Origin of the sequence: Geodermatophilus africanus (assembly GCF_900107105.1) — a bacterium.
GTDB classification, from domain to species: Bacteria; Actinomycetota; Actinomycetes; order Mycobacteriales; family Geodermatophilaceae; genus Geodermatophilus; species Geodermatophilus africanus.
This window is the reverse complement of the sequence record NZ_FNOT01000014.1, coordinates 81,497-103,469: the sequence shown is the minus strand read 5'-3', so window position 1 is coordinate 103,469 and position 21,973 is coordinate 81,497. Positions and strand designations below refer to the sequence as shown.

The following is a 21,973-nucleotide window of genomic DNA, read 5'->3' as shown; positions in this document are numbered from 1 at the left end:
AGGCTGCAGCATCCCCGGAAGAGGAGGCAGCGCCGTGCTGACGCAGGTCGCCGACGGCGTTCTCGTGCACCAGAGCGCGTTGATCGAGAACAACACCGTCGTCGTGGAGGGCCGAACCGGGGTGCTGCTCGTCGACCCCGGGATCACCGGCGACGAGATGGCCTGTCTAGCGAACGACCTCCGGGAGTCGGGCCGGCCCGTCGTGGCGGGCTTCGCCACCCATCCCGACTGGGACCACGCGCTCTGGCACGCCGAACTGGGGGAAGCGCCCCGGTACGGCACCGCCCGCTGCGCGGCGTTCCTGCAGGACCTGCTGGCGCAGGCGGACTGGCAGGCGCGTGTCGCCGAGGGGTTGCCGCCGGAGACCGCCGAGGACACACCGCTGGACCTGTTCGGCCGCATCACCGGCCTGCCCGCCGGCACCGAGCACGTCCTGTGGGACGGCCCTCGGGTCCGGATCGTCGAGCACCCGGCACACGCCCCGGGACACGCGGCGCTGCTGATCGAGGGACGCGGCGTCCTCGTCGCCGGCGACATGCTGTCCGACGTCCTGATCCCGATGCTCGACGACGCCCGCGGCACGAACGACCCGGTCGAGAACTACCTCCTGGGGCTGCGGCTGCTCGAGAGCGTGGCGGACGACGTCGAGGGCGTCGTCCCCGGTCACGGGTCCGTCGGCGGCCCCGGCCAGGCGCGCGCACGGATCGCGCAGGGACCGCGCCTACCTGCACGCCCTGCGGGACGGCCGCACTCCTGATGCCCCGCGGATCGGCCCGTCCGCCCGGCCGGGCTGGGAGTGGGTGGCCGACATCCACGAGGGGCAGGCGGAGAGCCTCGCCCGGAGACGGGATGCGACCGGGACCGCCGGACAGCACACATGAGCGACAAGCGGGCCGATCGCGGCCCCGTGTTCGACGGTGTGCACATCGGCCGGCCCGCCACCGGCGCCCTGCTCGACGCCGGGTACCGGACGCTGTCCGACCTCCCCGACGACCTCGCGGAACTCGCCCCGCTCCACGGCGTCGGGCCGAGCGCCATCGCGCGGCTCCGGGCGGCACGCGCGTCCTGACCGAGGTCCCGGCGGACGCCGGCCCTTGTGCCGGGTCACCGATGAGTCCGGCGGCGTCACGGTGTCCTAGCGTGCACAGACCCGCCGCCCCCCGAGGCACCATGTCGTTCGAGGCCTACCTCGACGCGGCCGAGCAGAAGTGCTGCGACTCGACGGCGTCGCGGCCCGGACCACCTCGTGACCGAGCACGTCACCACGTCGCGCGGCGACACCGTCGGCTTCGACCGCCGGGGTGAGGGCCCCGCCGTCGTCTTCGTCGCCGGGGCCGGGCCGTTCCGCGCCATCGACCCGCAGACGACCGAGACGGCCGAGCTCCTCGCCGGCCGTGGGTTCACGACGGTCGTTCACGACCGCGTGGGCCGCGCGGACAGCTTCCGCGAGGGACGGGTCGACCTCGCCGACGAGCTGGCCGCCGTGCGCGCGCTGATCGACGTCGCCGGTGCGCGTGCCACGTTGTGCGGCCACTCCTCGGGCTGCGCCATCGCGCTCCGGGCCGGGGTCGACGGCCTGCCGGTCGACCGGCTGGTCCTGTTCGAGGCGCCGATCGACCCCGCCGCGACCGGCGTCCCCGAGTGGACGGCGCAGCTGTACCGCTTGCTCGACGCCGGCGACCGTGCCGGCGCCGTCTCGCACTACATGAAGGACATCCCGCTCGAGGTGCTCGACGGCCTGCGGACTCGCCGCTGTGGGAGCCGTTCGTCGCCCACGCGGAGAGCCTGAGCGCCGACGCCCAGGCGCTGGCGTGGGGCGATGTCCGCGCCGCATCCCGAGTTCTTCGGTGCCCTGGACGTGCCTGCACTGCTGGTCGTCGGGCGGAAGACCTTCGACGAGATGCCCGCTGCGGCCGCTTCCCTCGCGGCTGCCCTGCCGAAGGCCACCCTCACCGAGGTGGCCGGCGCCCAACACAGCTGGGAGCCCGCGGCCATGGCCGACCTGGTGGCGGGTTTCCTGGCCGGCCATCCGGCGGGGACCGTCGCCGGCGGCTGAGCGCCCCCGAGGTGTCGCCGGGAGTGCTGGGCATGAGGCCGGGTGCCGGAGATCACCGTGCGGCCGATGACGGAGGCCGAGTTCGCCGGGTGGCAGGACGACCTCGCCCGAGCCTATGCCGACGAGCAGGTGCAGAGCGGCAACTGGGCGCCGGGGGAGGCGCTGGCCCGGGCCCGAGAGGCAGCGCGACGCGGCTCCCACAGGGGCGGGACACACCCGGGATGCTGTTCCTCATCGGGCTGCGGCCAGGCGGGGAGCGAGTCGGGCGCATCTGGCTCTCCGTCGAGCACCCGAAGGGGACTGCGGACTCGCGCCTTCCTCTACGACATCGAGGTCGACGAGCCGCACCGTGGCAAGGGCTACGGGCGGGCCCTGCTGACGGCGGCCGAGGAAGCGGCACGATCCCGCGGGGTCTCCGCTTTGGAGCTGAACGTCTTCGGCGGCAACGCGACCTCCATCGGCCTCTACGAGAGCGCCGGCTATATCGTCGTCCAGCAGCAGATGCGCACCCGCCTGACCTGAGCCGCGCACGTGGGCTCAGGCCGGAACGGCCACGCTCACCTCGGCCGCGGGGTCGGCGGCCGGCGGCGGGGCGGACGTCCGGTAGGCGGTGGACAGCCGCCGGTACGGAGGGCTGAGCAGGGCGAGCACGGTCACGAGCAGGCCGATCAGCGCGGTGACCACGAAGACCAGGGCCAGGCCGCGGTCGGGACCGGTGCCGAACCAGCCGCCGATTGCGCGGGCACCGGCCCCGTCGGTCATGAACGGGATGACCACGAACTGCGCGATCGGGCTGATGAGGAACGCGGTCAGCGGGGAGGCGGCCTGCTCCACGCTCTGCGCGAAGCCGAATACCCGGCCTTGCCGCTCGTAGGGCACCACCCGCTGCAGCACGGTCTGCTCCGACGCCTCCGCGAAGGGCATGAGGAACATGAAGACCGCCATCCCGACCGCCAGCAGCACGATCGAGGACCGCAGCGGGAAGACCGCCGTCCCCAACCACAGCACCACGTTGACCAGCAGGAGGGTGCGGATCGGGTTGGCGCCCAGCCCGAACCGCGCGACGGCGAGGCCGCCGATGATCATCGCCGCGCTCAACGCTCCCCACAGCAGGCCCCAGACCTCGACGGACACCAGGGACAGGCCGTAGGCGTCCATCAACGCCATGAAGGTCCCGCCAAGGAAGTTGTTGAAGCAGGAGAAGGCGATCAGCGCCACCAGCCCGGGGACGCCGCGGATCAGCCGCAGCGTGCCTCGGACGTCGATGCCGTCGCCCGGGTCCGCCGGCTCGCCCTCGGCGGCTGCGGTGGTGACCACCCGGGTCTCGGGGATGTGCACCCGCGACAGGTGCAGCAGCGCCCCGCCCAGGACGACGAGGGCGAGCAGCAGCGCGTACCGCATGCCACCGGCCGCGACCAGCAGGCCGCTGATCACCGAGGTGACCAGGAAGGACACCCCGGACGTCGTGCCGACCAGGCCGTTGGCGCGGTCGCGCAGCCCCTCCGGGACGAGCAGGGTGACCAGGGTCGGCAGGGCGATCGTGCGCAGGTTGCCGGTGATGACGCCGAGCATGAGTAGCACCACGAAGACCCACAGCTGCGGGCTCGCCGAGTCGCGGAAGGCCTCGGCCGGGGTGAGCAGGTAGCCGGCCAGGCAGACCAGGTAGATCGCCAGCGACGTGGCGGCCGACGCCTGCATCACGCGCCGCTTGTGGTGGTGGTCGACGATGCTGCCGAACCAGATGCCGGTGGACGCCGTGGCCACCAGGAAGACCCCGGCGATGAGCCCGGTAGCGAAGACCGACCGGGTCTCCAGGTAGACCCAGAACGTCACGGCGAACCACAGCGTGTAGTTCACGACGGAGACCAGGAGCGCGTTCACCAGCACGTGGGCGAACGTGCGCTGGGCGCCGCTGCGCAGGTCCAACCGCGGGGCGCCGGAGCCCTGCGTCGTGCTCGCGTCCGTCGTCGTCCGCTCGTCCACGGCTCGGCGTCCTCTCCTCGCGGGCCGCGTCCCCCGGGACAGGCCTCCCGCCCGGTATGACCGGACGGCCGGCCGGAAGTGATCGCCCACGTGAGCTCCCGCGTCAGGAGCTCACGTCGGCGGCCGTCCGCCTCGGCCGGGTCGGTCAGCTCAGGGGGCCCGAGTCCTCACCCAAGTCGACCTCGAGTCCCTTCGCGGGGCGCTCGGAGCCGTCCATCTCCCGCACTCGGTTGCGCGCGTACCGGTAGGCCCCGTCCTAGGAGCCGATCGGCGTGACGACGGTGAAGACCCACGTGGCGAGCCTCATGGAGCGGCACGGGAAGTCGAACCGCGTCCATCTGGCGATCCTGGCGGTCCGGCACGACATGGTCCCGGCGCTCGAGGCCAGCGACCGGCAGTGACCCCGCGCGGAGTCGCGGACCGACGTCAGACGACCCCCCGAAAGCGGATGAGGACTTTCGGCGCGAGCGACCGAGGACGAACCCGTGTTCGACTGTCACCTGCCGCTCGGCAGGTGATACGGACTGACGTCCAGTGCGGCCGCCAGCCGGGGGATCAAGCGAGGGCGCGGACGCTCGAGGCCCAGCTCCCACACCCGGATGCGCGCCGGACCGGACAGCTCCAGCCGGGTCGCCAGTTCCTCTCGGGTCAGCCCCATGGCCTCACGGGCAGCCTGCAGGCGGTCTCCTCGAAGCAGCGGCCGCGCCATGGCAGCTCCCCCATGTCACCCGTTTGGTGGACATCCGCCCGTGGCGCTGGACCCTAGCGCCCACCGCAGCCCATGACGCTTCTTCGCCCTGCGCGACTCGGCTGTGCACTCGAAGACCACATGACCGGACCGACGGCCGTACGCCAGACGGGTGGGCTGCGGGCGCAGATACCGGGGGTGAACAGGAGGACGGTGTGCTCGGCGATACCGGTACCCGTGACCTGGGGGCCGTCAAGACCGCCTGGGCCGTTACGGCCGACCCGCCAAGCTGAGCCTGATCCGCCCCGGCACCTCGGCTGCCTGGCGTCCGGCATCGACTGGCCCATCGATCTCCGCGACTGCGCTGATCCGACCGCAGCCCGCGGAGGCGCCAGGATCCACACCTAGATCATGGGTTCTTCATGGCCCACTCGGACGCTCAATGAGTTGGCGGCCGCCTGACCTGTGGGTTTGCTCCCCCGATTGGACTCGAACCAATAACCCTGCGATTAACAGTCGCATGCTCTGCCAATTGAGCTACGGGGGACCGGCGGGCGTGCCCGCGCGCAGCGACGAGGTTACCCCACCCCGTCCGCGCACCCGTGCAGGGCCCTCCGCGTCGCGCGCCACACCGGAACGCGGCTACCGTGATCGTCCAGTCCCCCGCGTCCCACCTGGAGGTTCTCCATGGCGAAGCTGTCCTTCCTCGTCGGCTTCGGTGCCGGCTACGTGCTCGGTGCGAAGGCGGGCACCGAGCGTTACGAGCAGATCCGCCGGGCCTGGGAGCAGGCCAAGGACAACCCGCAGCTGCAGGGCCTGGCCGGCATGGCGCAGGCCCGCGCCGACGGCGTCCTCAACTCGGCGAGGGCCCGGGTCGGCCTGGGCGGCTCCGGTGACCGCTCGGCGGCCGCCCGTCCGGGCTCGGTCCCGCGGGCCCGCACGGCCACCGGCACCACCCCCGGGTCGGACACGCCGCTGCCGCCGCCGGACACCGCCGGCGGGCTCTGACCCACCGGGCGGTTCATGAGCCGGTGCGCGGGGCCGCCACCGGCCCGGCAGAGCCGGCCGACCCGCCCGCGGGCTCCGGCGTCAGCGGGCGGGGAGCAGCAGCCGACCCGCCAGGAGGTCGGCCCGTCGGCGCACCAGCTGCGGCTTCTCCTCGCATACCCGGCCGAGCTCGTCAGGGCCACGGGTGACGCAGTCCAGCGTGGTCCAGCCGGGCCGGTCGGCCAGCACCTCGACGCGCGGCACCCGTACGTGATCGGGTGCGAAGACCCCGCCGGGGGTCGACCCCGCCGCGTTCGCCATCGCGAGCCAGACGTGCGAGTCCCCCGCCCGCAGCCGCGCGGGGTGCGCGAAGCACGGGTCGGGGGCCTGCAGCTCGGGGCCGAGGGGGACGTCGGACCCGGGGAAGGACACCGGCCAGGGCCACTCGACCGCCGCCGGTACGGCGAGCACGTCGGCCTCCTGGATCGCCAGGGCCCGCGACGGCTCGAACGGCTCGAGCTCCTCCCCCACCAGCAGTCCGAGCCGCCCCCACGGCCGGCGCAGCGGCCGGGCCGGGCCGGCTCCGGGCGTCGCCCACGCGGCGTGCCGCCCGAGGTGGGTGGCGCGGTGCCGGACGACGTCGCCGTCGGCCGAGACGGCCACGACGGTGTGGTGCAGCGCGTCGCCCTCCCCGGGCTCGACCAGTGAGGTGACCACCTCGCAGCGGGCCTCGGCCGCGACCGCGCGCAGCCGGTCGAGCGCTGCGGACCAGGCCCGCGAGGCAGCGGTGGCGGCTGCCGCGTCCGCCGGCGCACCGCCGCACAGGTGGAAGGCCGGCAGCACGGCCAGCCCTCCGCCGGCCGGCGGCAGCGGGAGCTCCCCCGGTGCGCCGGCGAGGACGGCGACGGACACGCGGTCCTCGCTCGGCGGTTCGCCGAAGAGCGCGTCCACCGACCGCCGCGGCCAGCGCTTGCTCAACGCGAGCGGGCGGTACTCCTGCGGACGACGGCCCGCCAGCACCGCGGCCCGCGCCCGAGCGGCCGCCTCGAGGTCCAGGGTCGCCACGACGGCCCCGGCACCGGCGTCCCGCGAGGCCAGCACCTCCCCTGCGTGGCCGAGCACGGCGCTGCCGCCGCTGAACTGGACGCCCAGCTCAGCACCCGCCATGTCCGCCGCCACCACGGGCAGGGCGTTCTCCCAGGCGCGCAGCCGCCAGCTGGCGCTCGGCCCCGGCTCGTCCACCCACGCCGTCGGCACCGCGGCCCAGTCGGCCCCGGCCAGCGCGACGTGCCGCGCCATCTCGGGGTAGTCGAGGTCGGCGCAGATCATGGGGCTGACGCGGCCGGCCGGCGTCGTCCAGACCGGTGGCACCTCGTTGCCGTCGACCGCCCAGAACGGGTCGGCGAGGAACGGGTGGATCTTGCGGTAGACACCCTCGAGCCCGTCGGGCCCCACCAGCACGCAGCTGTTGTGCAGCGTGCCGAGGTCCCGGTCGACCTCGGGCAGGCCGACGACGAACCACGCACCGGTACCGCGGGCCAGCGCGACGAGCCGCCGGACCGACGGACCGTCCAGCGGCTCGGCGAGGGCACGGACCTCGTCCTCGTCCGGCCAGCAGTAGCCGGTGACGGCCATCTCCGGCGCGACCACGACGACCGCGCCCTCGCCCGCCGCCGCGGCGCCCAGCTCCTCGATCGCGTCGAGGTTCGCCCGCGTGTCCCCGCGGGCGGCGACCAGCTGCAGGGCGGCGACCCGGACCGAACCGTTCACGGGCTCAGTCGAACACGATGACGCTGCGGGTGCGCTGCCCGGCTCTCATGGCGTCGAAGGCCTCGTTGACCTCGTCGAGCCGGACCCGGTGGGAGATCAGGCCGTCGAGCGGCAGCTTCCCGTCCAGGTACAGCCGGGCCACCCGCGGGAAGTCGATGCTCGGTACCGCGCCCCCGTAGTTGGAGCCGACGAGGGTCTTGCCCGACTCGGCGAGCTCGAGCACGTCGATGGCCGCCTTCTGGCCCTCGGCCGGCAGCCCGACGAGCACGCCGGTGCCGGCGGTGGCCAGCAGCCCGGGCACCTGCTCGATCGTCTCGGTGCGGCCGATCACCTCGAAGGCGAAGTCGGCACCGCCGTCGGTCAGCTCCCGCACCCGGGCCGGCACGTCCTCGGCCCCGGCGCGGACGGTGTGGGTGGCGCCGAACGAGCGGGCCGCGGCCAGCTTCTCCTCGCTGGTGTCGACCGCCACGATCGGGTCGGCGCCCACGAGCGCCAGGCCCATGACCACCGCCAGCCCGACGCCGCCGCACCCCAGCACCACGGCGGACGCGCCGGCCGGCACCCGGGCGTTGTTGACGACCGCGCCGACGCCGGTGGTGATCGAGCACCCGATGAGGCTCGCCACCTCGAACGGGACCGCCTCCGGGATCCGCACCGCGGCCGACTCGGGCACCACCGTGTACTCGCCCATCGTGCCGAGGGCCAGGTACGGGTAGACGGTGCCGCCGTCCTCACCGGTGAGCCGGGTGCTGCCGTCGGGGAGGAGGCACTCGTTCGACCGGGTCCCGGTGCAGGCCCACGCCTTGCCCTGGGCGCAGGCCCGGCAGCGCCGGCAGGGGTAGTACCAGGACAGGACGACGTGGTCCCCGACCGCGACGTCCTGCACCCCCGCCCCGACCGCCTCGACGACGCCCGCGCCCTCGTGGCCCATGACCGTCGGCGACGGCAGCTGCCACTCGCCATCCAGGACGTGGCGGTCCGAGCCGCACACGCCCGAGGCACCGAGCCGGACCAGCACCTCGCCGGGTCCGGGGTCGGCGACGGTGACCGACCGGATCTCCAGCCGGTCGCCCGTCCCCGGGTGGACGGCGGCGCGGGCGGTGCGCGGCATCAGGCCTGCTCCCCTCGGGTGCGGCCGGCCGCGGTGGTCGGGGCGACCGCGTCGTACCCGCCCTGCCCGGCGCGGCGGACCAGCAGCGCCGTCAGCAGCAGGTGCGCCACGGCGGCCACCACGACGGCCGGGACCGAGGCGGTCAGCAGGTTGAACGCCGGTCGCGTCTCGAGCGTCTGCGGGTTGTAGAGCAGCACGTAGGTGAGCGCCCCGAGACCCATGGACAGCAGCGCCGCGACGTTGAAGCCGCCGGTGAAGTGGTACGGGCTCGCCGCCCCGTGGCCGTACAGCCCCCGCAGGTCGATGCGCTGCCGGCGCAGCAGGAAGTAGTCGGCGATGACCGTGCCGCAGATCGCCGCGAGGAACGCCCCGGTCCAGGTCACGAACAGCAGGAACTGGTCGTAGAGCAGGCCCGGGAAGAAGGCGAGGATCCCCGGCAGCACGAAGAAGCCGGCGCACAGCCACGGCCACGGCACGCGGGTGAGGAAGGAGCCGCCGGCCTGCCGCAGCGCCAGGCAGGTGGAGTACACGATCGAGGCCAGGCTGGTCAGGTTGGCGAAGGCCACGAAGACCAGCGCCAGCGCGCCGAGCCAGGCGCCACCCAGGGGCACCATCCACACCGTCGGGTCGGAGTCGCCCAGGGTCAGCGCCGCGGCCATGCCGACCGCCTGGGCCAGGATCGTCGCGCCGAACAGCCCGATGAAGGCCGGCCACATCGCCGCGCGGGGCGTCGTCGTCAGCCGGGCGAGGCTGCCCATCACCGGCCACCAGGAGAAGCCGACGCCGAGGTTGAACTCCACGGCCAGCGCGAAGTTGAGCCGGTCGTCCTCGAAGGGTGCCAGCGGGGCGGCGTCCAGGAGCTGCGCCCAGCTGGTCTCGGTGAAGATGAGCACCAGCATGCCGACGGTGAGGACCGCCAGGCCGGGGGCCACGATCCGGTTGAAGAACCGGATCGTCAGCGGGCCCTTGGCCAGGATGACCCAGGCGGCCACGATGGCGACGAGGGCGAAGGCGGTGACCGCCAGGCCGCTCGGGTCGATCGAGGTGCCGAGGGCCTCGTTGGAGACCTGGCTGACCGCCCGCCCGAACATCACGCTGAGCAGGGACGACCAGCCCATCTCGGTGAACAGGATGACGGTGAAGACGATCAGCGCCACCCCGCCGAAGCCGAAGACGCTGCGCAGCACCGTGTACTGCTCGACGCCGTAGCGCTGGCTGGCCACGACGCTGGCCAGCAGCATGATCGCCACGCCGATCGCGTTGCCGATCACCATGGCCAGCAGGCCGTCGGCGAAGCCGACCAAGGAGGCCGTGGCCCCGCCCACCAGGAAGGCCCAGGTGGCGATGGCAAGGCCGACGTTCACCCAGGTGAAGTCGGTGAAGTTCCAGACCCGCTCCTCGCGCGTGACCGGCAGCGACCCGAAGGTCGCCTCGCGGGCCACGTCCTCGTGCGCGGCCATCAGGCAAGACCCACGATCAGGCCGACGACGACCGAGACGACAACCATCGCCACGAGGACGACCATGTCGCCGCGCGGGAACGGGGGCCGGGGGGTCTCCCGCTCCTCGACCTCGATGACGGCCAGCCGCCGTGCCAGCTCGTCGCGCACCGCGCGGTCGGTGTCGTCCATGCCTGTCCCCTCTCGCGGGAGCCCCGACGGCGAGCGCCGAGCGGGGGTCGGAGGGAGGGTAGGAGCGAGGCGGCCGGATCAACCCGTGCCACTTCGTCGATTTTCTGCCGGCCCGTTGTCCCGAGTGGTGCGGGGCCCCACCGCGAGGACGGGCCCTCCTCAGCTCGGCTGGTCGGCCGCGATCGCCTCCGCCAACTGCTGCCGGGCGGCCTCCCGCGCGGCCGGGTCGCTGCGGTCGGCGTCGTCGTCGAAGACGACGGTCCACTCCCGCTCGGCCTGACCGGGCAGCCGCCGGGCGACGAGCACGACCCCTCCCCTGCCGGGCAGCGGCACACGCCGGCTGGCGACCACCGTCTGGTCCACCCGCCGGCGGACGACGGGCGGGAGGCCTCCCGCGTCGGCCAGCGCGTGCCGCTCCACCGGCAGCCGCGCCTGCACCCCGGGCTCGACCTCGGTCAGCGGGGTCACCTCGAAGCGGCCACCGCCGTCGCCGGTCGCCGTCCACCGCGCGGTGCCGACCTCGTGCCACGGCAGCACGCCGACCTCGCCGGCCTGCGTCAGCGCCAGGTCCCCCGGCACCCGGCGCAGTCCGCGCGACGTCGCGACCAGCCAGCCCCCGTCGCGCACGAGCGTCCCCCAGGCCAGCACCCGCTCGTCGGGGTCGGACGAGGTCTGCACCACCGCGCGGACGAGCTCCGGCGGCCGGGTGAACCGCTGCCGCACGCGGTCGAGCAGGGTCACGCGCCCAGCCCGCCCATCGCGCGCTTGCGCAGCGAGATCGCCTGCTGCTCCAGGGCCATGAGCTGGCCGAAGGCCCGCATGTACTCGTCGCCGGCCTCGACCGGGTTCATCCGCTGCAGCCGGCCCTTGAGCTCGGCCACCTGGCGGACCGTGTGCATCTCCTCCAGCCGGGCCAGCACCGCGTTGACGTAGGCGGCGTCGGCCTCGGCCGCCGAGCGCATCGGCTCCACCGCCAGCGCGGTCAGCAGCGCGGTCGCGCTCTCCCGGGTGCAGTGGGCGGCGATCTCGTCCAGCCAGGCCGGGCCGGTGACCCGGGTGGCGGCCGCGCCACCGGCCTGCGCGACGGCCGCGGCGACGGCCGCGTAGTCGGGGTCGGTGTAGGCCTCGACCGGGATGGCGTCGAACGACGGCCCGGCCAGCTCGGGGCTCTGCAGCGCGGCCTTGAGCGCCTCCCGCTCGACCTCGACCGCGACGTCGTCGGGGCTCTTCTGCGGCGTCCGCGGCCGGCCGCGCTGCGGCGGGCCGCCGGTGTCGCCGGTGATCCGGCGGACCCGCTCGAGCACCTCGGCCTCGTCGGTGTTGCCGATCATCCCGGCCAGCTGGCGGGCGTAGGCCGGGCGCAGCGCGTGGTCCTTGATCTGGGCGACCAGCGGCGCGGTCTTCTCCAGCGCGGCGACCCGGCCCTCGACGGTGTCGAGGTCGTACCCGGCCAGCGTGGTCTTGAGGACGAAGGCGATCAGCGGCGTCCGGCGGCCCACCAGGTCGCGGACGGCGGCGTCGCCGTGCGCCTGCCGCAGCTCGCACGGGTCGCGGCCGTCGGGCTCCACGGCGACGAAGGTCTGCCCGACGAAGCGCTGGTCCTCGGCGAAGGTCTTCATCGCCGCGGCCTGCCCGGCGGCGTCCCCGTCGAAGGTGTAGATCACCTCGCCGCGGAACTCGTCCTGGTCCATGAGCAGCCGGCGCAGCACGCCGATGTGCTCGGGGCCGAACGCCGTCCCGCACGAGGCGACGGCGGTGGTCACGCCGGCCAGGTGGCAGGCCATGACGTCGGTGTAGCCCTCGACGACGACGGCCTGGTGGCGGCGGGCGATGTCCCGCTTCGCCCGGTCGACGCCGTACAGCACGCTGCTCTTCTTGTAGAGCAGCGTCTCGGGGGTGTTGAGGTACTTGGGGCCCGGGTCGTCGTCCATGAGCTTGCGGGCGCCGAAGCCGATGACGTCACCGGTGATGTCCTTGATCGGCCAGACCAGCCGGCGGTGGAAGCGGTCGATGAGCGTGCCGCGGCTGGACTCCTTGGCCAGCCCTGCCGTCACCAGCTCCTGCTGCGTGAAGCCCCGGCCGCGCAGGTGGCGGGTGAGGGTGTCCCAGCCGCCGGGGGCGAAGCCGCAGCCGAAGTCCAGCGCCACCTGGCGGTCGAAGCCGCGGTCGGCCAGGAACTGCCGGGCCGGCGCCGCCTCCGGGCTGCCGAGCTGCTCGGCGTAGAAGGCCGCCGCCGCCGCGTTGGCCGCGACCAGCCGCGCCCGCTGCCCGGCCTGCGCGCGGTCCGGGGCGCCGGTGGGCCGGCCGCCGTCGTCCTCGTAGTGCAGCTCGACGTTGGCCCGCCCGGCCAGCAGCTCGACCGCCTCGGTGAACGACAGGTGGTCCATCTCCTGCACGAAGCGGATGACGTCACCGCCCACGCCGCAGCCGAAGCAGTTCCCGGTGAGGACGTCGTCCTCGAGCGCGAAGGCGTGGCTGCCCGGCACCTCGGCGCAGAAGACCTCCTCCACCCGGTCGGACCACTCGACCGACCGGACGACCCAGCTGCTCCCTCGGTGCCGGGCCTCGGCGTGCCGCCGCGCGGTCCGGAGCACGGCTGCCACCACGGCCGGCGCGGGGCGGGACCGCAGGTCGGCGTGCGCGTCGGGCACCCAGCGCGCCACCTCGGCCTCCTTGCGCCCGAGCAGCGCGGCCACCGCCCGCCGCGTCGACCCGGGGCCGCCGGCCGCGACGAGCGGTGGCACGGGCGCCGGGGGGGTGGCCGAGGCCAGCCGGTCCCCTGGGAGCAGGTCCCTGGTCACCGTCTCCCGACGGTCCCGGACGCCGGACACCACGAACCAGCGGTGCTCGTCGGTAGCGTGCAGCACCTTCGTCCGGCCGCCGCGGGTCAGCGTCAGCCGCATCAGCCGCTGCACGCCGTAGGACCGGAACGGCGCCTCCACCCAGCGGCCGTCCCCGCCGAGCACCCGGACCGTGCGGCCGGCGAGGTCCCGGATGGCGACGACGCCGTCCCCGGTGAGGACCCCGGTCTCGCCTGCCAGGCAGTGGTAGAGCCCGCGGGAGGGGGTGACGTGGAACGACGGCGACTTCTCGTCGTGGAACGGGCAGAGCCCCTTGAGGCTGCCGCCGCCGGCGCGCCGGAGCTGCAGGTGGTCGCCGACGACCTCGTCGATCCGCGACCGCTCGCGGACCAGCGCGATGTCCGCGGCCCGGATGCGTCCTCGGCCGGCCATCACTCGCCACCTCCCCCGCCGTCGCCGCCGCCGTCCCCGACCACGGTGGCGTCCCGGCGGGCCAGGACGAGCTCCAGCCACAGCAGGAACACCTGCTGGTGCAGCGGCAGGTCGACGTCGGCGCGGAGCGTCGGCCGGGGCGACCAGCCACCGGTCGTCCCGCCGAGCGCCACCTGCCGGCCGCCGTCGCTGTACCGCAGGCCGCTGCGCCAGAACGACGCCCGCGCCGCCTGCAGCACCAGCCCCTCGAGGTCGACGTCCCACGTGCCCCGCCACCACGACGCCTGGCGGGCGCGCAGCCGCGCCGTCCCCGCCGGGTCCGCCGGCCAACGGGCGACGAGCTCCCGCCCGTCCTTCGCGAGCACCCACTCGCGCTCGTCCACGACCGCCGTGGCGGCCTCCTTCCAGTTCGACGCCCGCAGCGTGGCGACGACGAGGTCGCCCCGCAGCACGGGCCGGACGCCCCTGTCGCCGCCGGCCGCGCCGGCCCTGCCGAGCTCGAGCACGGGCCTCACCCGATCCCCGGGGCGCCTGCGACGCTCTCGCCGGTCGCCCGGTAGAGCAGATAGGCCGCCGTCTCGCGCAGGATGTAGCGGAACTGCGTGGTGCGGGTCTGCACCGCCGGACCCTGCCGGGTGGGCGAGCTGTCGGCGGTGATGCCGGCGTCCTCGGCCATCCGCTCGGCGCGCATCGCATGCCACGGGTCGGTCACCAGGACCGCCGAGGACCAGTCGCGCTCGTCGAACGCGACGCCGACGGCCCGCATGCTCTCCAGCGTGTCGACGCCCTCCTCGACCGCGAGCAGCGACTCCTCGGGGATGCCGGCCTCGGCCAGGTAGGCGCGGCCGGACTCGGCCTCGGTGAACATGTCGCCGTCGGCCTTGCCGCCGACGGTCACGACCATCGGCGCGACGCCGTCCGCGTAGAGCTCCAGCGCGTGCTCCAGCCGCGCCTCGAAGATCGACGACGGCACGCCGTTGTACTGCGCCGACCCCAGCACCACGATCGCGTCGGAGGGTGGCTGCGAGTCCTGCCGCGCCGTCCACCAGATCGCCGTCGCCGTGGAGACGACGAGCAGGACGACGGCGAGCACCAGGGCGCCGACCACCCGGCCCACCAGGCTCCCCGCGCGCACGCCCACCCGTCATGGGTACCACGCGGGGCTGTCCGTTCGGGGGCGGTGCGGGGGGTGTGCCGGACCGCTCCGTGCGCGAGATCGGCGGTGTCGTGGCGATCAGCCGCTGATGGCCACGACACCGCCGATCCCGCGGGTCGTTCAGGACCCGGCGCGGTCCGCCCCCAGCGCCGCGCGGCCGGCCTCGAGCCGGGCCACCGGCACCCGGAACGGCGAGCAGGACACGTAGTCCAGCCCCACGTCGTGGAAGAAGTGCACCGAGTCCGGGTCGCCGCCGTGCTCACCGCAGACGCCGAGCTTGAGCTCCGGCCGCGCCGACCGGCCCTCCCGGACGGCGACCTCCACCAGCCGGCCGACGCCGGACAGGTCCAGCGACTCGAACGGCGAGACGCCGAAGATGCCCTTGTCGAGGTAGGCGTGGAAGAACGCGGCCTCGACGTCGTCCCGCGAGAAGCCCCAGGTCATCTGGGTGAGGTCGTTGGTGCCGAAGGAGAAGAACTCGGCGCTCTGGGCGATCTCGGCGGAGGTGAGCGCGGCGCGCGGCACCTCGATCATCGTGCCGATGAGGACGTCGAGCTCGACGCCGCACTCCTCGAACACCGCCGCGAGCACCTGCTCGGACTCCTCGCGGATCGCCTCCAGCTCCTGCACCGCACCGACCAGCGGGATCATGATCTCCGGCCGCGGGTCGCCCCCGGCCCGCTTGCGCTCGCAGGCCGCCTCGGCGATGGCCCGCACCTGCATCGCGAACAGCCCCTGGACCACCAGCCCGAGCCGCACGCCGCGCAGCCCCAGCATCGGGTTCTGCTCGTGCAGCCGGCGGACGGCGGCCAGCAGCCGCAGGTTGGCCTCGTCCGGGTGCCCCTGCGCCTCGGCCACGGCCACCCGCACCGAGAGGTCGGTGAGGTCGGGCAGGAACTCGTGCAGCGGCGGGTCGAGCAGCCGGACGGTCACCGGCAGCCCGTCCATGGCCTCGAAGATGTCCAGGAAGTCCTGCTTCTGCAGCGGAGCGAGCGCGTCGAGGGCGGCCTGCTTGCCCTCGTCGTCCTCGGCCAGGATCAGCTTCTCGACCAGCTGCCGCCGGTCGCCGAGGAACATGTGCTCGGTCCGGCACAGGCCGATCCCCTGGGCGCCGAACCGCCGCGCGCGGGCGGTGTCCTCGGGGGTGTCGGCGTTGGTGCGCACGGCCAGCCGCCGCACCTCGTCGGCGTGGGCGAGGATGCGGTGCACGCTGCGCACCAGGTCGTCGGCGTCCGCGGAGTCCGGGTCGATCTCGCCCTCGAAGTAGCGGACGACGGCGGGCGCCTCGACCGGCACCTCGCCGAGCCACACCTTGCCGGTGGAACCGTCGATGGAGATGACGTCGCCCTCCTCGACGACCGTCCCGCCGGGGGCGGTGAAGCGGCGGTTCTTCGTGTCCACCTGTAGCTCCTCGGCGCCGCAGACGCAGGTCTTGCCCATGCCCCGGGCGACGACGGCGGCGTGCGAGGTCTTGCCGCCGCGGCTGGTCAGGACGCCCTCGGCGGCGATCATCCCGGAGAGGTCGTCAGGGTTGGTCTCCCGCCGGACGAGCACCACCTTCTCGCCGCGGTCGGCCCACTGGACGGCGGTCTCGGAGGAGAACACCGCCTTGCCGACGGCGGCGCCGGGCGAGGCGTTCATCCCCTGGGTCAGCTGGGTGGCGTCCCCGCCGGAGACGAACCGCGGGAACATCAGCTGGGCCAGCTGGTCGCCGGTGACCCGCCGGACGGCCTCGTCCATGTCGATGAGGCCCTCGTCGACCAGCTGGGTGGCGATCCGGAAAGCCGCCCCCGCCGTCCGCTTGCCGACGCGGGTCTGCAGCATCCAGAGCTTGTCGCGCTCGACGGTGAACTCGATGTCGCACAGGTCGCGGTAGTGCGCCTCGAGCCGCGCCATCGTGTCCATCAGCTCGCGGTAGGCGCCCTCGTCGATCCGCTCGAGCTCGGGCAGCGGCACGGTGTTGCGGATGCCGGCGACGACGTCCTCGCCCTGCGCGTTCTGCAGGTAGTCGCCGTACACGCCCTGCTCGCCACTGCCCGGGTCGCGGGTGAAGGCGACGCCGGTGCCGGAGTCCATGCCGAGGTTGCCGAACACCATCGAGCAGACGTTGACCGCGGTGCCGGCGTCGCTGGGGATGCGCTCGCGGCGGCGGTAGAGGATGGCCCGCTCCGAGTTCCACGAGTCGAAGACGGCATTGATGGCCAGGTCCAGCTGCTCGCGCGGGTCCTGCGGGAAGTCGCGGCCGCACTGCTCGCGGACGATCGCCTTGAACCGGCCGACGACGTCCTCGAGGTGCTCGGCGTCGAGGTCCAGGTCGGACTCGGTGCCCTGCTCCTGCTTGGCCTCGTCGAGCGCGTGCTCGAACAGCTCGCCGTCGAGGTCGAGGACGGTCTTGCCGAACATCTGGATCAGCCGGCGGTAGGAGTCCCAGGCGAACCGCTCGCTCCCCGACTGGGCGGCCAGCCCGCGGACCGACTCGTCGTTGAGGCCGACGTTGAGGACCGTCTCCATCATCCCGGGCATCGAGGCGGCGGCGCCGGAGCGCACCGACACCAGCAGCGGGTCCGCCGGGTCGCCGAGGGTCTTGCCCATCGCCTTCTCCAGGGCCGTCAGGTGCTCGGTCACCTGGTCGGCGAGGTCCGGCGGGGTGCTGCCGTGCTCGAGGTAGAAGCGGCAGGCGTCGGTGGTGATGGTGAACCCGGGCGGCACCGGCAGGCCGAGGTTGGTCATCTCGGCCAGGTTGGCGCCCTTGCCGCCCAGCAGGTCCTTCTGGTCCTTGTTGCCCTCGCTGAAGTCGTAGACCCAGGTGGCCGTCCCGGTACCGCTGCCCACCGCGCACCTCCGCGCTCGTCCGCCGGCTGGTTCCTGCCTGCCCGGGACGGCGCCCCGGGGTCCCCCGTCGCCGCCGCGGCGAGCCCGGCCCGCAGGTAGACGTCTCATACGTCCGTCCGGGCCAGACAGTGATCGTGGACCACCCGTCCGCGACGCGCCAGACCGACGGCGACCGCGAGCACGCCCCCTAGCGGCTCCCGGCCCCGTCCAGGGGCTCGCCGCGGCCCCGTCCCGGGTCCTTCCCCGAGCTGGCGAAGGGTGGGGACGGGGTCCTTCTTCAGGCGGAGGCGGTCCCGCAGACGCGGGCGCCCTGCTCACTGACGACGGTGAGCACGGAGGTGCTGCCGTCGCTCCACGCGACCTCGACCCGCTGCACCGGTTCGCCGTCCAGCTCGTCGGCGATCGTGCCGGCGATCCGGCCGGTGCCGCCCGCGGCGTACTCGGTGGACACCGCCCCGGGGGACACCCGGGCGCGCTCCTCGGCGCAGAGCAGGCCGTAGGCGGTCTCGACGTCGTCCTGGGCGAGCGCGGAGAGGAAGACCCCGGAGACCTCGCGGGCCTGCTCCTCGGGACTGCCCTTCACCAGCGGCAGGCCGACGGCCATACCGACGGCGACGGCGACGGTCCCGCCGATCACCGCGAGGATCAGCGCCCGCGCCGAGCGTGGGGTGCCGGTGTGCAGCGGCGCCGGGTCGTCGTCGTACAGGTAGGGACCGGTGCTCACGGCTCGACTCCGGTCTCGATCCGCTCCTCGCTCGACGCCGTCAGTCGCCTCCGCGCTCGCTCCGCTCCTCGCTCGACGCCGTCAGTCGCCTCCGCGCTCGCTCCGCTCCTCGCTCGCTGGCGCTCGCTGCGATGCTCACTCGCTGTCGGCTCGGGGCATCTCGCTGCGATGCTCACTCGCTGTCGGCTCCGGGCATCTCGCTGCGATGCTCCCGCGACCGTCCTCCTCGCGTCACTCATGACACTCACCCGCCGCTCACCGGCAGCTCCGCCCCGGCCGGCGGCCGGGGGTCGTCGCGGTCGGCCAGCCAGCCCTCGGGCAGCGCCACCGGGCGCGGCGGGCTGGTCCGCCCGCGCGGTCCGCCGAGCACGGCCGTCGGGTAGGGCTGGTCGGGGATGCCCGCCAGCAGCTCGGCCAGCTCGTCGAGGGCGCTCACCATGGCCAGTGCACGGCGGACGTCGGAGCCGACGGAGAAGCCCTTGAGGTACCACGCGACGTGCTTGCGGAAGTCGGTGCAGCCGTGCCGCTCGCCCTGCTCCTCGGACAGCAGCGTGGCGTGCCGGTGCATCACCGCGGCCACCTCGCGCAGCGTCGGCAGCGCGCGGCGGGTCCCCCCGGCGAAGGCGGCGGCCAGGTCGCCGAACAGCCACGGCCGGCCCAGGCAGCCGCGACCGATGACCACGCCGGCGCAGCCGGTCTCGGCGACCATCCGCAGCGCGTCGTCGGCCTCCCAGATGTCGCCGTTGCCGAGCACCGGGATGTCGACGGCCTCGACCAGCCGGGCGATCGGCGCCCAGTCGGCGGTGCCGCTGTAGAGCTGGTCGGCGGTGCGCCCGTGCAGGGTGATCGCCGCGGCGCCCTCGTCCTGCGCGATGCGGCCGGCGTCGAGGTAGGTGACGTGGTCGACGTCGATGCCGATGCGGGTCTTCACCGTGACCGGGACGTCCCCGGCGGCACGGACGGCGGCCCGCACGATGTCGCGGAGGAGCACCCGCCGCCACGGCAGCGCCGAGCCCCCGCCCCTGCGGGTCACCTTGGGCACCGGGCAGCCGAAGTTCAGGTCGACGTGCGCCGGTCGGGTGCCGGCCACGCCCTCGTCGACGAGCATCTCCACCGCCCGGCCGACCGTGGCCGGGTCGACGCCGTAGAGCTGGACGGAGAAGGCGTCGGCCTCGTCCGGCGTGGCGCGGACCATCTGCAGCGTCTTCTCGTTGCGCTCGACCAGCGCCCGCGTGGTGATCATCTCGCAGACGTAGAGCCCGGCGCCGAACTCCCGGCACAGCGTGCGGAAGGCTGGGTTGGTGATGCCGGCCATCGGCGCGAGCACCACGGCGGGGTCGACGGTGAGCGCGCCCAGGCGCAGCGGCGCGGGGCCGGTCGCCGGGGACGACGGCCGCTCGAGGACGCTGCTGCTCACGTGTCCAGGGTAGGTGGCGAGCCACGTCACCCCCCGAGGCCGCTCGAGTGGGCACTCGCGGTCTCCGCACCGGCCTGTCCGCGCGTGTCCCGCTCACTCGGGAGGGGGCGACCGCGGCAGCGTCAGGCCGCCGACTCGACCACCCGCAGGTCCGTGTGAGCGGCCAGCACGGTGACGTCGTGGTCCCGGTGGAGCACCGGGACGCCGTGCCGCAGCGCGACCGCGGCGACGAGGCAGTCATCGAGCGCCTAGCGGCGCATGGCACCGGCCACGAGGTCGTCGTCGATGTCGATGGTCGGGCTCACGCCCACATCGCGGTGTACGGCCCCCACCTCCGCGGGTGTGCGCGCCTCGGACGCGCACACCCGCGGAGGGGCGGTGACTCAGCAGACGGGCAGGCGCGTCTTGAGGTAGGTCTCGACCTGGTCGACCCCGACGCGCTCCTGGCTCATCGAGTCGCGCTCGCGGACGGTCACCGCGTCGTCCTCGAGGGTCTCGAAGTCGACGGTGAGGCAGAACGGCGTCCCGATCTCGTCCTGCCGGCGGTACCGGCGGCCGATCGCGCCGGCGTCGTCGAAGTCGACGTTCCAGTTCTGCCGCAACGTGCCGGCCAGGTCACGGGCCTTGGGCGAGAGGTCGGCGTTGCGCGACAGCGGCAGGACGGCGACCTTGACCGGTGCCAGCCGCGGGTCCAGCCGCAGCACCGTGCGGGTGTCGACGCCGCCCTTCGCGTTGGGCGCCTCGTCCTCGGTGTAGGCCTCGATGAGGAACGCCATCAACGAGCGGGTCAGGCCGGCGGCCGGCTCGATGACGTACGGCGTCCAGCGGGTGTTGGTGGACTGGTCGAAGTAGGTGAGATCGGCGCCGGAGTGCTCCGAGTGCGTCTTCAGGTCGAAGTCGGTGCGGTTGGCGATGCCCTCGAGCTCACCCCACTCCGAGCCCTGGAAGCCGAAGCGGTACTCGATGTCGACGGTGCGCGTCGAGTAGTGGGAGAGCTTCTCCTTGGGGTGCTCGTAGTGCCGCAGGTTGTCCGGGGAGATGCCCAGGTCGGTGTACCAGCGGGTGCGTTCGTCGATCCAGTACTGGTGCCACTGCTCGTCGGTGCCGGGCTCGACGAAGAACTCCATCTCCATCTGCTCGAACTCGCGGGTCCGGAAGACGAAGTTGCCGGGGGTGATCTCGTTGCGGAAGGACTTGCCGATCTGCCCGATGCCGAACGGCGGCTTCTTCCGCGCCGCGCCCATCACGTTGGCGAAGTTCACGAAGATGCCCTGCGCGGTCTCCGGGCGCAGGTAGTGCAGGCCGGACTCGTCCTCGACCGGGCCGAGGTAGGTCTTGAGCATCATGTTGAAGTCGCGCGGCTCGGTCCACGCGCCCTTCGTGCCGCAGTTCGGACAGGCGATGTCGGCCAGGCCGTTCGCCGGCGCCCGCCCCTTCCGCGCCTCGAAGTCCTCCTCGAGGTGGTCGGCGCGGAAGCGCTTGTGGCAGCTCTGACACTCCGTCAGCGGGTCGGTGAAGACGCCGACGTGCCCGGAGGCCACCCAGGTCTGGCGGGGCAGGATGACCGAGGAGTCCAGCCCGACGATGTCGTCCCGGCTCTGGACGACGGTGCGCCACCACTGCCGCTTGATGTTCTCCTTGAGCTCGGTGCCCAGGGGCCCGTAGTCCCAGGCGGAGCGGGTGCCGCCGTAGATCTCGCCCGACGGGAAGACGAACCCCCGGCGCTTGCAGAGGTTCACCACCTTGTCGAGGCGGGCGGGGTCGTGCTTGGCGGGGCTGTCGCTCACGGCGCGGGGCTCCATCCGGCTGGCGGTCGGCGGCTGACCCGTCCACGGTAGTTGCCGCGGCCCGGTCGCTCCCGCGCCGCCCGGCCGACTCCCCTGCGCGCGACCTCGTCCGCTGCCCACGGTGCGGGGCAGCGGCGGAGGTCAGCGGGGGACCACCCCGTCGAGCCGCAGCTGCGCGGCGAGGAGCTGCACGTCGCCCTCGATGGTCGCCCCCCGCCACAGCATGACCATCAGGACCCCGCCGAGGACGAGCAGCACGAGCGCGACGGCGAGGATCCACGGCCAGGTGCGCCGGCGTCGCCGCGGCCTGGGCTTCGGCCCGACGACGACGCCGGCCCGCAGCGTGCCGTCGAGCTCGAGGGTGCGGTCGGGCTCCCTCGGCGCCGGGCCGTCGAGGTGCACGGTCTGCTCGTCCGGGCGGACCGGTGGCGTGGCGAGCTCGCCGCGCGCGAGCTGCTCGCGCACCGCTCGACCGGGCAGCGGAGGGGCCGGCACCGGCCTGGTGGGTTCCGCGGACGCCGCGGGTGCGGCGTCGTCCCGTCTGGGCTGGCTCATCGCGCGTCCTCCGTGCTCGTGGAGCCGGGCGCTGCACCGGCTGC

The 21,973-nt window shown here is 74.0% G+C and carries 22 protein-coding genes and 1 tRNA gene; 7 read left to right on the top strand and 16 right to left on the bottom strand.

Annotated features, from left to right (window positions below; genetic code table 11):
• Positions 1-34: 34 nt before the first annotated feature.
• The 5 genes from BLW63_RS28150 to BLW63_RS20640 all read left to right on the top strand — a co-directional run bounded on the left by BLW63_RS28150 (position 35) and on the right by BLW63_RS20640 (position 2,578).
• Positions 35-757: an MBL fold metallo-hydrolase gene (locus tag BLW63_RS28150; RefSeq protein WP_244522700.1), complete on the top strand. Its 723-nt coding sequence runs from the start codon at positions 35-37 to the stop codon at positions 755-757.
• A gap of 120 nt (positions 758-877) precedes the next feature.
• A complete protein-coding gene (locus BLW63_RS20655; protein WP_091160537.1) occupies positions 878-1,069 on the top strand; it encodes a hypothetical protein in 192 nt (63 codons plus the stop codon).
• A gap of 177 nt (positions 1,070-1,246) precedes the next feature.
• Entirely contained in the window at positions 1,247-1,789 is a 543-nt protein-coding gene (locus BLW63_RS20650) for an alpha/beta hydrolase (RefSeq protein WP_091160535.1), read from the top strand.
• 30 nt (positions 1,790-1,819) lie between these two features.
• The gene (locus tag BLW63_RS20645; RefSeq protein WP_091160532.1) at positions 1,820-2,056 is read left to right on the top strand and encodes a hypothetical protein; all 237 of its coding nucleotides are present in this window, start codon (positions 1,820-1,822) and stop codon (positions 2,054-2,056) included.
• Positions 2,057-2,098: 42 nt separating this feature from the next.
• Complete coding sequence (locus tag BLW63_RS20640; protein ID WP_211517209.1) at positions 2,099-2,578, top strand: GNAT family N-acetyltransferase; 480 nt, start codon at positions 2,099-2,101, stop codon at positions 2,576-2,578.
• Positions 2,579-2,593: 15 nt separating this feature from the next.
• Here the strand turns inward: BLW63_RS20640 and BLW63_RS20635 are convergent, their stop codons facing one another.
• On the bottom strand, positions 2,594-4,039 hold the full coding sequence (locus BLW63_RS20635; RefSeq protein WP_211517208.1) for an MFS transporter: 1,446 nt from the start codon (positions 4,037-4,039) through the stop codon (positions 2,594-2,596).
• 272 nt (positions 4,040-4,311) lie between these two features.
• On the opposite strand from BLW63_RS20635, the gene BLW63_RS26335 reads away from it, so the two are divergent.
• Positions 4,312-4,440 (top strand): helix-turn-helix domain-containing protein, encoded by a 129-nt coding sequence (locus tag BLW63_RS26335; RefSeq protein ID WP_211517207.1) that lies wholly within the window; start codon positions 4,312-4,314, stop codon positions 4,438-4,440.
• Between the two features lie 95 nt (positions 4,441-4,535).
• Here the strand turns inward: BLW63_RS26335 and BLW63_RS20630 are convergent, their stop codons facing one another.
• Both BLW63_RS20630 and BLW63_RS20625 read right to left on the bottom strand, forming a co-directional pair.
• Positions 4,536-4,748 (bottom strand): helix-turn-helix domain-containing protein, encoded by a 213-nt coding sequence (locus BLW63_RS20630; protein WP_244522699.1) that lies wholly within the window; start codon positions 4,746-4,748, stop codon positions 4,536-4,538.
• A gap of 453 nt (positions 4,749-5,201) precedes the next feature.
• Positions 5,202-5,274: transfer RNA gene (locus BLW63_RS20625), tRNA-Asn, on the bottom strand.
• A 140-nt stretch (positions 5,275-5,414) separates the two neighbouring features.
• On the opposite strand from BLW63_RS20625, the gene BLW63_RS28145 reads away from it, so the two are divergent.
• Positions 5,415-5,735: a hypothetical protein gene (locus tag BLW63_RS28145; protein ID WP_091160530.1), complete on the top strand. Its 321-nt coding sequence runs from the start codon at positions 5,415-5,417 to the stop codon at positions 5,733-5,735.
• Positions 5,736-5,816: 81 nt separating this feature from the next.
• On the opposite strand, the gene BLW63_RS20615 is transcribed toward BLW63_RS28145, so the two are convergent.
• The 13 genes from BLW63_RS20615 to BLW63_RS20555 form a co-directional block, all read right to left on the bottom strand.
• Positions 5,817-7,484 carry a nitrilase-related carbon-nitrogen hydrolase gene (locus BLW63_RS20615; RefSeq protein WP_091160527.1) on the bottom strand — a complete coding sequence of 556 codons (1,668 nt, stop codon included), beginning with the start codon at positions 7,482-7,484 and terminating at the stop codon, positions 5,817-5,819.
• Positions 7,485-7,488: 4 nt separating this feature from the next.
• Complete coding sequence (locus BLW63_RS20610; protein ID WP_091160525.1) at positions 7,489-8,595, bottom strand: alcohol dehydrogenase catalytic domain-containing protein; 1,107 nt, start codon at positions 8,593-8,595, stop codon at positions 7,489-7,491.
• Positions 8,595-10,055, bottom strand: a complete 1,461-nt coding sequence (locus BLW63_RS20605) for a purine-cytosine permease family protein (protein WP_091160522.1) — start codon at positions 10,053-10,055, stop codon at positions 8,595-8,597. The genes BLW63_RS20610 and BLW63_RS20605 overlap by 1 nt, the downstream gene beginning before the upstream one ends.
• The gene (locus BLW63_RS27040; RefSeq protein WP_170856889.1) at positions 10,055-10,225 is read right to left on the bottom strand and encodes a hypothetical protein; all 171 of its coding nucleotides are present in this window, start codon (positions 10,223-10,225) and stop codon (positions 10,055-10,057) included. The genes BLW63_RS20605 and BLW63_RS27040 overlap by 1 nt, the downstream gene beginning before the upstream one ends.
• A gap of 159 nt (positions 10,226-10,384) precedes the next feature.
• Positions 10,385-10,966 (bottom strand): hypothetical protein, encoded by a 582-nt coding sequence (locus BLW63_RS20600; protein ID WP_091160520.1) that lies wholly within the window; start codon positions 10,964-10,966, stop codon positions 10,385-10,387.
• On the bottom strand, positions 10,963-13,458 hold the full coding sequence (gene dnaG / locus BLW63_RS20595) for a DNA primase (RefSeq protein WP_170856888.1): 2,496 nt from the start codon (positions 13,456-13,458) through the stop codon (positions 10,963-10,965). The genes BLW63_RS20600 and dnaG overlap by 4 nt, the downstream gene beginning before the upstream one ends.
• Positions 13,458-13,964, bottom strand: coding sequence for a hypothetical protein (locus BLW63_RS20585; protein WP_244522698.1), 507 nt, complete (start codon positions 13,962-13,964; stop codon positions 13,458-13,460). Before BLW63_RS20585 ends, dnaG begins: the two co-directional genes overlap by 1 nt.
• 5 nt (positions 13,965-13,969) lie before the next feature.
• Positions 13,970-14,599, bottom strand: a complete 630-nt coding sequence (locus tag BLW63_RS20580; protein ID WP_244522697.1) for a YdcF family protein — start codon at positions 14,597-14,599, stop codon at positions 13,970-13,972.
• A gap of 135 nt (positions 14,600-14,734) precedes the next feature.
• A complete protein-coding gene (gene ppdK / locus BLW63_RS20575; RefSeq protein ID WP_091160515.1) occupies positions 14,735-17,446 on the bottom strand; it encodes a pyruvate, phosphate dikinase in 2,712 nt (903 codons plus the stop codon).
• Between the two features lie 277 nt (positions 17,447-17,723).
• Complete coding sequence (locus tag BLW63_RS20570; RefSeq protein ID WP_091160513.1) at positions 17,724-18,170, bottom strand: hypothetical protein; 447 nt, start codon at positions 18,168-18,170, stop codon at positions 17,724-17,726.
• 244 nt (positions 18,171-18,414) lie between these two features.
• Entirely contained in the window at positions 18,415-19,587 is a 1,173-nt protein-coding gene (gene dusB / locus BLW63_RS20565) for a tRNA dihydrouridine synthase DusB (RefSeq protein WP_091160510.1), read from the bottom strand.
• Between the two features lie 383 nt (positions 19,588-19,970).
• Complete coding sequence (locus BLW63_RS20560; RefSeq protein WP_280140551.1) at positions 19,971-21,374, bottom strand: glycine--tRNA ligase; 1,404 nt, start codon at positions 21,372-21,374, stop codon at positions 19,971-19,973.
• A gap of 141 nt (positions 21,375-21,515) precedes the next feature.
• A complete protein-coding gene (locus tag BLW63_RS20555) occupies positions 21,516-21,929 on the bottom strand; it encodes a hypothetical protein (protein ID WP_139263705.1) in 414 nt (137 codons plus the stop codon).
• Between the last annotated feature and the right edge of the window lie 44 nt (positions 21,930-21,973).

Excerpts from the sequence above, each read along its gene's own strand:
- BLW63_RS20655 (WP_091160537.1), top strand. The coding sequence starts at position 878 with ATGAGCGACAAGCGGGCCGATCGCGGCCCCGTGTTCGACGGTGTGCAC.
- BLW63_RS20645 (WP_091160532.1), top strand. The coding sequence starts at position 1,820 with ATGTCCGCGCCGCATCCCGAGTTCTTCGGTGCCCTGGACGTGCCTGCA.
- BLW63_RS20630 (WP_244522699.1), bottom strand. The coding sequence starts at position 4,748 with ATGGCGCGGCCGCTGCTTCGAGGAGACCGCCTGCAGGCTGCCCGTGAG.
- BLW63_RS28145 (WP_091160530.1), top strand. The coding sequence starts at position 5,415 with ATGGCGAAGCTGTCCTTCCTCGTCGGCTTCGGTGCCGGCTACGTGCTC.
- BLW63_RS20610 (WP_091160525.1), bottom strand. The coding sequence starts at position 8,595 with ATGCCGCGCACCGCCCGCGCCGCCGTCCACCCGGGGACGGGCGACCGG.
- BLW63_RS20605 (WP_091160522.1), bottom strand. The coding sequence starts at position 10,055 with ATGGCCGCGCACGAGGACGTGGCCCGCGAGGCGACCTTCGGGTCGCTG.
- BLW63_RS27040 (WP_170856889.1), bottom strand. The coding sequence starts at position 10,225 with ATGGACGACACCGACCGCGCGGTGCGCGACGAGCTGGCACGGCGGCTG.
- dnaG (WP_170856888.1), bottom strand. The coding sequence starts at position 13,458 with ATGGCCGGCCGAGGACGCATCCGGGCCGCGGACATCGCGCTGGTCCGC.
- BLW63_RS20555 (WP_139263705.1), bottom strand. The coding sequence starts at position 21,929 with ATGAGCCAGCCCAGACGGGACGACGCCGCACCCGCGGCGTCCGCGGAA.